The 10,913-nt window shown below is 71.2% G+C and carries 8 protein-coding genes; 6 read left to right on the top strand and 2 right to left on the bottom strand.

The window, feature by feature from the left end:
* The first annotated feature begins 67 nt into the window (after positions 1 to 67).
* From ACWD0J_RS14265 to serA, 4 genes are all read left to right on the top strand, one after another.
* Positions 68 to 1,921: an acetolactate synthase large subunit gene (locus tag ACWD0J_RS14265; RefSeq protein ID WP_451496078.1), complete on the top strand. Its 1,854-nt coding sequence runs from the start codon at positions 68 to 70 to the stop codon at positions 1,919 to 1,921.
* Between the two features lie 20 nt (positions 1,922 to 1,941).
* Positions 1,942 to 2,466 carry an acetolactate synthase small subunit gene (ilvN, locus tag ACWD0J_RS14260; protein WP_451496077.1) on the top strand — a complete coding sequence of 175 codons (525 nt, stop codon included), beginning with the start codon at positions 1,942 to 1,944 and terminating at the stop codon, positions 2,464 to 2,466.
* 124 nt (positions 2,467 to 2,590) lie between these two features.
* The gene (gene ilvC / locus ACWD0J_RS14255; RefSeq protein WP_451496076.1) at positions 2,591 to 3,592 is read left to right on the top strand and encodes a ketol-acid reductoisomerase; all 1,002 of its coding nucleotides are present in this window, start codon (positions 2,591 to 2,593) and stop codon (positions 3,590 to 3,592) included.
* A gap of 213 nt (positions 3,593 to 3,805) precedes the next feature.
* The gene (gene serA, locus ACWD0J_RS14250; protein ID WP_451496075.1) at positions 3,806 to 5,395 is read left to right on the top strand and encodes a phosphoglycerate dehydrogenase; all 1,590 of its coding nucleotides are present in this window, start codon (positions 3,806 to 3,808) and stop codon (positions 5,393 to 5,395) included.
* A 128-nt stretch (positions 5,396 to 5,523) separates the two neighbouring features.
* Here serA and ACWD0J_RS14245 read toward each other — a convergent pair whose 3' ends face one another.
* On the bottom strand, positions 5,524 to 7,053 hold the full coding sequence (locus ACWD0J_RS14245; RefSeq protein ID WP_451496074.1) for an MFS transporter: 1,530 nt from the start codon (positions 7,051 to 7,053) through the stop codon (positions 5,524 to 5,526).
* Positions 7,054 to 7,150: 97 nt separating this feature from the next.
* Between ACWD0J_RS14245 and ACWD0J_RS14240 the strand changes: the two genes are divergently transcribed.
* Positions 7,151 to 7,735, top strand: a complete 585-nt coding sequence (locus ACWD0J_RS14240; protein WP_451496073.1) for a TetR/AcrR family transcriptional regulator — start codon at positions 7,151 to 7,153, stop codon at positions 7,733 to 7,735.
* Positions 7,736 to 8,514: 779 nt separating this feature from the next.
* Here ACWD0J_RS14240 and ACWD0J_RS14235 read toward each other — a convergent pair.
* Positions 8,515 to 9,801, bottom strand: a complete 1,287-nt coding sequence (locus tag ACWD0J_RS14235; protein ID WP_451496072.1) for a PucR family transcriptional regulator — start codon at positions 9,799 to 9,801, stop codon at positions 8,515 to 8,517.
* 164 nt (positions 9,802 to 9,965) lie between these two features.
* Here ACWD0J_RS14235 and ACWD0J_RS14230 point away from each other — a divergent pair, with 164 nt between their 5' ends.
* Entirely contained in the window at positions 9,966 to 10,892 is a 927-nt protein-coding gene (locus ACWD0J_RS14230; protein WP_451496071.1) for a proline dehydrogenase family protein, read from the top strand.
* The last annotated feature ends 21 nt before the right edge of the window (positions 10,893 to 10,913 follow it).

Below are 10,913 nucleotides of genomic sequence, written 5' to 3'. Positions count from 1 at the left end.
GGGCACCGTCCGTGCGGCAGCCCCACACCGCACAAACTTCGCAAAAACCCTCAGCATCGAGAAGAGAATGCCGATGACCGAGCAGGCCACCGGGGCCCATCACCCGCAGCCGCGGCCCCGATCCGGAGGACAGCCCGCCCCCGAGCACGTCACGGGTGCGCAGTCCCTCATCCGCTCGCTTGAGGAGGTCGGCGCCGACACGGTATTCGGTATCCCCGGTGGTGCGATCCTCCCGGCCTACGACCCGCTGATGGACTCCACCCGGGTGCGCCACGTCCTGGTCCGGCACGAGCAGGGCGCCGGACACGCGGCCACCGGTTACGCGCAGGCCACCGGCAAGGTGGGCGTCTGCATGGCGACCTCCGGACCCGGCGCGACGAACCTGGTGACGCCGATCGCGGACGCCCACATGGACTCGGTGCCGCTCGTGGCGATCACCGGGCAGGTGGCCTCGAAGGCGATCGGCACGGACGCCTTCCAGGAGGCGGACATCGTCGGCATCACCATGCCGATCACCAAGCACAACTTCCTGGTCACCAAGGCCGAGGACATCCCCCGGGTGATCGCGCAGGCGTTCCACATCGCCTCCACCGGCCGCCCCGGCCCGGTCCTGGTCGACATCGCCAAGGACGCCCTCCAGGCGCAGACCGTCTTCTCCTGGCCGCCGGTCATGGACCTGCCCGGCTACCGCCCGGTCACCAAGCCGCACGCGAAACAGATCCGCGAGGCGGCCAAACTGATCACCTCCGCGAAGCGCCCCGTCCTCTATGTCGGCGGCGGCGTCTTGAAGGCCCACGCCACCGCCGAACTGAAGGTCCTCGCGGAACTCACCGGAGCGCCCGTCACCACCACCCTGATGGCGCTCGGCGCATTCCCCGACAGCCACCCGCTGCACGTGGGAATGCCGGGCATGCACGGTGCGGTCACCGCCGTCACCGCGCTGCAGAAGGCCGACCTGATCGTCGCCCTCGGAGCCCGCTTCGACGACCGCGTCACCGGCAAGCTGGACAGCTTCGCCCCGAACGCCAAGATCGTCCACGCCGACATCGACCCGGCGGAGATCGGCAAGAACCGCGCCGCCGACGTGCCGATCGTCGGGGACGCCCGCGAGGTCCTCGCCGACCTGGTCCAGGCGGTGCAGAAGGAACACAGCGAGGGTCAGCAGGGCGACTACACCGCTTGGTGGAAGGACCTCAACCGCTGGCGCGAGACGTACCCGCTGGGCTACGACCAGCCGGACAACGGCTCGCTGTCGCCGCAGCAGGTCATCGAGCGCATCGGGCAGCTCGCGCCCGAGGGCACGATCTTCGCGGCGGGCGTCGGCCAGCACCAGATGTGGGCCGCGCACTACGTCCAGTACGAGAAGCCCGCGACCTGGCTGAACTCCGGCGGTGCCGGGACGATGGGCTACGCGGTCCCGGCCGCGATGGGCGCCAAGGCCGGCGTCCCGGGCCGGACGGTCTGGGCGATCGACGGCGACGGCTGCTTCCAGATGACCAACCAGGAACTGACCACCTGCGCCCTGAACAACATCCCGATCAAGGTCGCCATCATCAACAACGGCGCCCTCGGGATGGTCCGCCAGTGGCAGACCCTCTTCTACAACCAGCGCTACTCCAACACCGTGCTGCACAGCGGCCCGGAGGCGGACGGCAAGCAGCCGAGCGCCGGCACCCGCGTCCCCGACTTCGTGAAGCTGTCGGAGGCGATGGGCTGCTACGCCATCCGGTGCGAGTCCCCGGACGACCTCGACAAGGTCATCGAGGAGGCGAACTCGGTCAACGACCGCCCGGTCGTCGTGGACTTCATCGTCCACGAGGACGCGATGGTGTGGCCGATGGTCGCCGCCGGCACCTCCAACGACGAGATCATGGCCGCCCGGGACGTCCGCCCCGACTTCGGCGACAACGAAGACGACTGAGCGAGGAAGACCCAAGAGACATGTCCAAGCACACGCTCTCCGTCCTGGTGGAGAACACGCCCGGAATCCTCGCCCGGATCGCCGCCCTGTTCTCCCGCCGCGGCTTCAACATCGACTCGCTCGCCGTCGGTGTCACCGAGCACCCCGACATCTCCCGCATCACCATCGTCGTGGGGGTCGAGGAACTGCCGCTGGAGCAGGTGACGAAGCAGCTCAACAAGCTCGTCAACGTGCTGAAGATCGTCGAACTGGAGCCGGGGTCGGCCGTTCAGCGCGAACTCGTCCTGGTGAAGGTGCGTGCCGACAGCGAGACGCGCTCGCAGATCGTCGAGATCGTCCAGCTGTTCCGCGCCAAGACCGTCGACGTCTCCCCGGAGGCCGTCACCATCGAGGCCACCGGCTCCAGCGACAAGCTGGAGGCGATGCTGAAGATGCTCGAGCCGTACGGCATCAAGGAGCTGGTGCAGTCCGGCACGATCGCCATCGGGCGCGGTGCCCGGTCCATCACGGACCGGTCGCTGCGCGCCCTGGACCGTTCGGCGTAGTACCTCCTCCACGGCCGGGCGGCCGGTGACCCCCGGCCGCCCGTATACCGAGACCCCGAGACTTCCCTTCCGCCCTCCGGCATACGGTGGGACGCAACACCCGCACACAAGGAGAGAACCCAAAGTGGCCGAGCTGTTCTACGACGCCGACGCCGACCTGTCCATCATCCAGGGCCGCAAGGTCGCGGTCATCGGTTACGGCAGCCAGGGCCACGCCCACGCGCTGTCGCTCCGTGACTCGGGTGTCGACGTGCGTGTCGGTCTGCACGAGGGCTCCAAGTCCAAGGCGAAGGCCGAGGAGCAGGGCCTGCGCGTGGTGACCCCGGCCGAGGCCGCCGCCGAGGCCGACGTCATCATGATCCTGGTCCCGGACCCGATCCAGGCCCAGGTCTACGAGGAGTCCATCAAGGACAACCTCAAGGACGGCGACGCCCTCTTCTTCGGCCACGGCCTGAACATCCGCTTCGACTTCATCAAGCCCCCGGCCGGCATCGACGTCTGCATGGTCGCGCCCAAGGGCCCGGGCCACCTGGTGCGCCGCCAGTACGAGGAGGGCCGCGGCGTTCCCTGTATCGCGGCCGTCGAGCAGGACGCGACCGGCAACGCCTTCGCGCTGGCCCTCTCGTACGCCAAGGGCATCGGCGGCACCCGCGCCGGCGTCATCAAGACGACCTTCACCGAGGAGACCGAGACCGACCTGTTCGGTGAGCAGGTCGTCCTGTGCGGTGGTACGGCCGCGCTGGTCAAGGCCGGTTTCGAGACGCTGACCGAGGCGGGCTACCAGCCGGAGATCGCGTACTTCGAGTGCCTGCACGAGCTGAAGCTGATCGTGGACCTCATGTACGAGGGCGGCCTGGACAAGATGCGCTGGTCGGTCTCCGAGACCGCCGAGTGGGGCGACTACGTCACCGGCCCGCGGATCATCACGGACGCCACCAAGGCCGAGATGAAGAAGGTCCTCGCCGAGATCCAGGACGGCACCTTCGCCCGCGAGTGGATGGCCGAGTACCACGGCGGTCTGAAGAAGTACAACGAGTACAAGACCCAGGACTCCGAGCACCTGCTGGAGACCACCGGCAAGGAGCTCCGCAAGCTCATGAGCTGGGTGAACGACGAGGACGCCTGACGTCGTGGTCCGGCCGTGGCACCCGTCGCGGCCGGACCTTGCCCGTCCGGGTGATCCTTCCGTACAGGCGCGGGACGACCTCCGCCACGCCACTACACTGCCGTACTACATACGCGTCAGGCCCACAGCGTCGTGCGTCTTCCACGCGGCTAGCACCCCTCCACCGCCTGCGGCCGTCGGGACGGCCGTCCGCTTGGACTTGTGAGGACTCACGTGAGCTCGAAACCTGTCGTACTCATCGCTGAAGAGCTGTCGCCCGCCACCGTGGACGCTCTGGGGCCGGACTTCGAGATCCGGCACTGCAACGGAGCGGACCGGGCCGAACTGCTCCCCGCCATCGCCGACGTCGACGCGATCCTGATCCGTTCGGCCACCAAGGTCGACGCCGAGGCCGTCGCCGCCGCCAAGAAGCTGAAGGTCGTCGCACGAGCCGGCGTCGGCCTGGACAACGTCGACGTGTCCGCGGCCACCAAGGCCGGCGTGATGGTCGTCAACGCCCCCACCTCCAACATCGTGACCGCGGCCGAGCTGGCCTGCGGTCTTCTGCTCGCCACCGCGCGCAACATCCCGCAGGCCAACGCCGCCCTGAAGAACGGCGAGTGGAAGCGGAGCAAGTACACGGGCGTGGAGCTCGCCGAGAAGACCCTCGGTGTCGTGGGTCTGGGCCGCATCGGCGCGCTCGTCGCCCAGCGCATGTCGGCCTTCGGCATGAAGGTCGTCGCCTACGACCCCTACGTGCAGCCCGCTCGGGCCGCGCAGATGGGCGTCAAGGTGCTGTCGCTGGACGAGCTGCTGGAGGTCTCCGACTTCATCACCGTCCACCTGCCGAAGACGCCCGAGACGCTCGGCCTGATCGGTGACGAGGCGCTGCGCAAGGTCAAGCCCAGCGTGCGCATCGTCAACGCCGCGCGCGGCGGGATCGTCGACGAGGAGGCGCTGTACTCCGCCCTCAAGGAGGGCCGGGTCGCCGGTGCCGGTCTCGACGTGTACACGAAGGAGCCCTGCACGGACTCCCCGCTGTTCGAGTTCGACCAGGTCGTGGCCACCCCGCACCTCGGCGCGTCGACGGACGAGGCGCAGGAGAAGGCCGGTATCGCCGTCGCCCGGTCGGTGCGGCTCGCGCTCGCCGGTGAGCTGGTCCCGGACGCGGTGAACGTCCAGGGCGGCGTCATCGCCGAGGACGTCAAGCCGGGTCTGCCGCTCGCCGAGCGCCTCGGCCGGATCTTCACCGCGCTCGCGAGCGAGGTCGCGGTCCGCCTCGACGTCGAGGTGTACGGCGAGATCACCCAGCACGATGTGAAGGTGCTGGAGCTGTCCGCCCTGAAGGGTGTCTTCGAGGACGTCGTCGACGAGACGGTGTCGTACGTCAACGCCCCGCTGTTCGCGCAGGAGCGCGGTGTCGAGGTGCGGCTGACGACCAGCTCCGAGTCGGCCGACCACCGCAACGTCGTGACCGTGCGCGGCACGCTCGGCAGCGGCGAGGAGGTGTCGGTCTCCGGCACGCTGGCCGGCCCGAAGCACCTGCAGAAGCTGGTCGCGGTCGGCGAGTACGACGTCGACCTCGCGCTCGCCGACCACATGGTCGTCCTGCGGTACGAGGACCGTCCGGGCGTCGTCGGCACGGTGGGCCGAGTCTTCGGCGAGGCCGGGATCAACATCGCCGGCATGCAGGTCGCCCGTGCGGCGGCCGGCGGCGAGGCGCTGGCGGTGCTGACTGTCGACGACACCGTGCCCGCCGGGGTGCTGGCCGAGGTCGCCGAGGAGATCGGCGCGACGTCCGCCCGCGCGGTGAACCTGGTCTGAGCCGCGGTCGTGCGGGGGCTGCCGCTCCCGGACGCCGTCGGCCCCGAAGGGGTCTCGTCCCGAACGCCGGACAGGCTGGTCGATCAGCCTGTCCGGCGTTTTCGTGTGCTCCCGGTTCGCCTTCCGCCTCAGACCGCCGCCTTCTCCGGCTCCGGTGCCGCCGTGCGTACCTCCACCCCCCGCAGTGTCACCGCCGCCAGTCCCGCCGCCCCGGCGAGGACCACCGCCCCCGCGATCGCCGCCCCCTGCATCCCGCTGGTGAACGCCTCCCGCGCGGTCGTGGCCAGACCCGGTACGCGGTCGGCGACCGCCAGCGCCCCGCCCAGCGTCTCGTGGGCCGCGGCCGGTGCGGAGGCCGGGATCTTGTGGCGGTAGACCGCCGTGCCGATGGAGCCGAGGACCGCCATGCCGAGCGCTCCGCCGAACTCCGCGCCGGTCTCCATCAGGGAGGAGGCGCTGCCCGCCCGCTCCACCGGGGCGGTGCCCATCGCGAGGTCCATGATCTGGGACATCACGGTGACGCTTCCGACGGCGATGACGGCGCACGCGGTCAGCACCAGTCCCAGCGAGTCCGTGCCCGCGAGGGACAGCAGCGCGAATCCGCCCGCGGCGAGGGCGAAGCCCGCGGTGACGACGTGGGCGCGGTCGGCGCCTCGCTGCACCAGCCCGGTCGCGATCGGCGCCGCCGCCCCGATCGGCACCGACGGCAGCAGGGCCCACAGGGCCGCCTCCAGGGCGCTCTTGTCGAGCACCGACTGCACGTACTGCGTGGTGAAGTAGGCCGATCCCATCACGCCGAACGCGGAGACGAGGTTGAGCGCGACGGAGGGGGCGAAGCCGCGACCGCGGAACAGGGCCGGGGAGATCATCGGTGAGTCGGCGGTGCGCTGCCGGTGGACGAAGAGGGCCGCGAAGAGCAGGCCGACGGTGATCGAGAGGACGTAGCGGACGTTCCAGCCGTCGGACGGGATCTCCTTCAGGCCGTAGACCACGGGGAGCACGGCCGCCATCGACAGCGGGATGCTCGCCCGGTCGAAGCGGACGGGGTCGGGGTTCTTGGACTCGGGGAGCAGCACCGGGCCGAGGACCAGCAGCAGGGCCATCGCGGGCAGGTTGACCAGGAAGACCGAGCCCCACCAGAAGTACTGGACCAGCACCCCGCTCATCACCGAACCGAGCGCGATCCCGGCCGTCATCACGCCCGACCACAGACCGATCGCCTTCGCCCGCTGGCCGGGGTCGGTGAACATCGTGCGGGTCAGCGCCATCGTCGACGGCATCAGGGTCGCGCCGCCGATGCCGAGGATCGCGCGGGCCACGATGAGGGTCTCGGCGCTGTTGGCGTAGGCCGCCACCAGGGAGGCCGTGCCGAAGGCGGCGGCGCCGATCAGGAGCAGCCTGCGGTGGCCGATGCGGTCGCCGAGCGAGCCCATCGTCATCAGCAGACCGGCCAGTACGAACGCGTAGATGTCGAAGATCCACAGCTGCTGGGTGCCGCTCGGTTCCAGGTCCGCGCTGATCGCCGGGATCGCGAAGTACAGGACCGAGACGTCCATCGAGACCAGCAGCAGCGGCAGCATCAGGACGGCCAGGGCGGTCCACTCGCGTCGGCCGGCGCGGGTGCCGGCGGGGGCGGTCGTGCTCGTCGGGTTCGTCATGAGGGGCGACTGTACGAGCGTCTTAAACGCTTGTCTAGTACGACCGTGTAAGTCGGGCGTCTAGGACGATCGTATGAATCCGGGTAGGCTGGCCCGCATGGGACACCGTGAGGATCTGCTCGAAGGCGCCAAGCGCTGCCTGCTGGCGAAGGGGTTCGCCCGTACGACGGCGCGCGACATCGTCAAGGAATCGAGGACCAACCTGGCGTCCATCGGTTACCACTACGGCTCGAAGGACGCGCTGCTGGCGCAGGCGTACGTGTCGCTGGTCGAGGGGATGGGGGATGCCTTCGAGGGGGACGGGACCGTCATGAGCGCCACCGAGCCTGGCTCCGTCGAACGGTTCCGGGGGGTGTGGTCCAACATCATCGGCACCATGCGGGACCCGGGTTCGATCTGGCACCTGAGCATGGAGGCCCTGGTCATGGGCGACCAGATGCCCGAGGTGCGCGATCATCTGGCGCTCGCCCAGCGGGAGGCCGCGCGCGGACTCGTCCCGCTGCTCATGGGCGGGCGCGAGGAGGACGTCTCGGACGAGACCGTCGACAGCCTCGGCGCGTTCTACCTGACCCTGATGACGGGGCTCATCGCGCAGTGGACCTTCGACCCGAAGACCGCGCCCGGCGCGGAGCAGCTCACCGAGGGCCTGCGCCGGGTGATCGAGTCAGCGGTGACGGGCTGACGCGCCCGTCCCGCATCTCCAGTACGTGGTCGGCGAGTGCCGTACGGCCGCCCGGCCGCCCGGTCGTGGCAGCTGAACAGGTACCCGAGCCCCAGCTCGCTCGTCCTGGAGGCCGGCGAGCGGACTCAGCAGGCACATGGCGGCCGCCGTGCCGGCCGTGGGGGCGGCGCCGGGCCCGAGCCGGGCGAGCACGTCCCGGCCGAGGCCGTCGGTGCCGAGCGGGTGCGCCCGGGAGGGCGCGGCCGGCCGGGCGGCCGTGTCGACCGTGTGCGGGTCACGCGGCAGACCCCGCCGACGGCCGTCGCCCGGCAGCACGGCGAGCGTGACGGGGACCGCCGGGTGCGCGTGGACCGGCCGGAGTGGCGGCAGGGGCAGCCCGGCGTCCCGCGGGGCGGGGCCCAGCAGCCGGCGCCGTACGAGCGCCCCGCGGCGCCGGTGAGCGGGCCGAGCAGCAGCAGGGCGAGGACCGCGCCCTGGAGGAGCGGCGGATGCTGCGACTTGGCCGCGCACCGGGCGCCGTACGCGCGATGCCGGGTACCGCGCACACCGTCTCCGCGGCGACCGCGCCACCGGTCAGCCCGACGGCGGCCCTGCCGAACTGCGGTACCAGCGGCGGCAGTACGCATGCGAGAGCGGCTGCCGAGACGCTGGTCCGGCTGACCCCGGCGCCCCCGCCACAGCTCCACCCGCCGTTCGTCCAGGACGGCCGGCGGCGCGTCCGCGACCAGCCGGCCGAGCGGTCTGCCCGCGGGGACGCCGAGCGCGAGCGCGGGCGGCGGTCACAGCCGGGCGCCCTTCAGTGCCATGTGCAGCAGCAGGCGGTCCTCGCCGTCGTCCAGGTCGAGGCCGGTGAGCTTCTCGACGCGGGAGAGGCGGTAGTACAGCGTCTGCCGGTGGATGCCCAGCTCCGCCGCCGTGCGGCCCGCCTGGCCGGCACGGTCGAGGTAGACCTCGGCGGTGCGGGCGAGGTCGCGGTGGGCGGGGGACAGGAGGGTGCGGACGGCGGGGTCGGGGGCCGCTTGTGGCGGCAGGGCGGTCAGCAGGCGGTACGGGCCGATGGACGCCCACGCGGCGACCGGCCCGAGCCGGGGTTCCGCCAGGGCGGCACGGGCGGCGGCGGACGCCTCCCGCCAGGCGGTGCCCAGCTCGGCGAGGCCGGTGCGGGGCAGGGAGAGGCCGGCGGCGGGGCCGGCCGGCGTCCCGGCCCCGGTGGACGGCGGCCCGGAGCCGGTGTCGGTGCCCGGGGCGGGCGGCCTGCTTCCGGTGCCGGCCCCGCTCTCCTCCCGCGCCCGCTCCAGCAGCCGTCCGGCCGCCGACGTCACCGGTGCCAGGGCGTCCGCCGAGCGCAGACGCATCAACAGGGCGAGGGAGTGGGCGGTCGTCCCCCACGGGAGCAGGCAGATGGCCGTCGCGCCCGGCACCGTGCGCACCGACGGGGCGTCCTCCGGGGCGGCCGAGGGCCAGGGGGTCACGCAGACCACCGCGTGGAGGGTGTCCGCGCGCGGGCCCAGGGCGGTACGGAGTTCGGCGACGGCCATGTCGCGCTGCCAGTCGCGGTCGGCGGTCAGGACCGCGCGCAGTTCCCGCGAGAGGTCCGCCCCGTGCTGCGCCTCGTCCGCGAGCAGCGCGCCGACGCGGGCCGTCACCTCCATCGCCGCCGCCAGTTGCCGGGCGGTCGGGCCGGGATCGTCGTCCAGGAGCCAGACGTAGCCGAGGACGACACCCCGGTGGCGTACCGGCAGGCAGACCCGTCCGCGGTAGACCCCCGCTTCCGGTGCCGGCGGAATGCGGACCGGGCCCCTCGCCCGGGTGATGCCGAAGCCCTCGAACCACGCGCGGACGGCGGCCGTCGAGCGGCGGGTCAGGATCGAGCGGGTGCGCACCGGGTCCAGCGCCGAGGTGTCGAGCTCGCCCTCGCTGTCGTACGCCCCGAAGGCGATCAGTTCGAAGTCCCGGTTCTCCAGGGTCGCCGGGGCGCCGAGGAGCTCCGAGATCTCGTCGACCAGTTCCTGGTAGTCGCCCTTGTGGTCCTTGTAGTCCGACGTCACCCGGGCATTGTCCCGCATGTCCGGACACCCTTCATACATCTGTCTGAGATCTGCGGCACGGATGCGTGACAGCTGTCGATGGCCCACGATCGGAGGGATCCTTAGGTTTCACGGTGGTTCTCCGTGCCGTTCCCGCCACCCAGGGAAACGGCCTCGTCCGGGTTGGTATGTGGAGGTGCCCCGTGCTGGGTCCCGTGATTCTCGCCGCGTCGCGCAGTGACCGGATGCGACGCCTGATCTCGGCGGCACCGGTGACCAGGCAGGTCGTCGACCGCTTCATCCCCGGTGAGACCGTCGACGAGATCGTGCCGATCGTCCGGGAGCTGACGGACAGGGGCCTGGAGCTGACGATGGACGTCGTCGGCGAGGACATCACCACGCCCGAGCAGGCCGCCGCCGCCCGGGACGCCTACCTGGAGCTCGTCGACCGGCTGAAGGGGCTGGAGCTCGGCACCCGCGCCGAGTTGTCGGTGAAGCTCTCGATGTTCGGCCAGGCCCTCCCCGGAGGACACGAGCTGGCCCTCGCCAACGTCCGGCCGGTCGTCGAGGCCGCCGCCGCCATCGGGACGACCGTCACGCTCGACGCGGAGGACCACACCACCCTCGACTCGATGTTCGCCGTCCACGAGGAGCTGCGGAAGGACTTCCCGCAGACCGGATGCGTCATCCAGGCCTACCTCTTCCGCACCGAGGCCGACGCCCGCCGCCTGGCCGGCAGCGGCAGCCGGGTGCGGCTGGTGAAGGGGGCGTACAAGGAGCCCGCCGAGGTCGCCCACCAGGACAAGCACGAGATCGACAAGGCGTACGTGCGGATCCTGAGGGTCCTGATGGAGGGCGGGGGATACCCGATGATCGGGTCCCACGACCCGCGCCTGATCTCCATCGCCCAGGAACTCGCCCGGCAGGCCGGCCGCAAGCCCGACGAGTACGAGTTCCAGATGCTGTACGGCATCCGCGGAGACGAGCATCTGCGGCTCGCGGCCGAGGGCCATCGGATGCGCGTCTACACCGCCTACGGCACCGACTGGTACGGCTACTTCATGCGGCGCCTCGCGGAGAAGCCGGCCAACCTGCGCTTCTTCGCCCGCTCGATCCTCACCAAGGGCTGAGCCCGAAACACCGCTCACTAA

The organism is Streptomyces sp. NPDC003011 (assembly GCF_053591515.1).
Note: the sequence above shows the minus strand (reverse complement) of the source record. Positions and strands in the feature narration are given on the sequence as shown.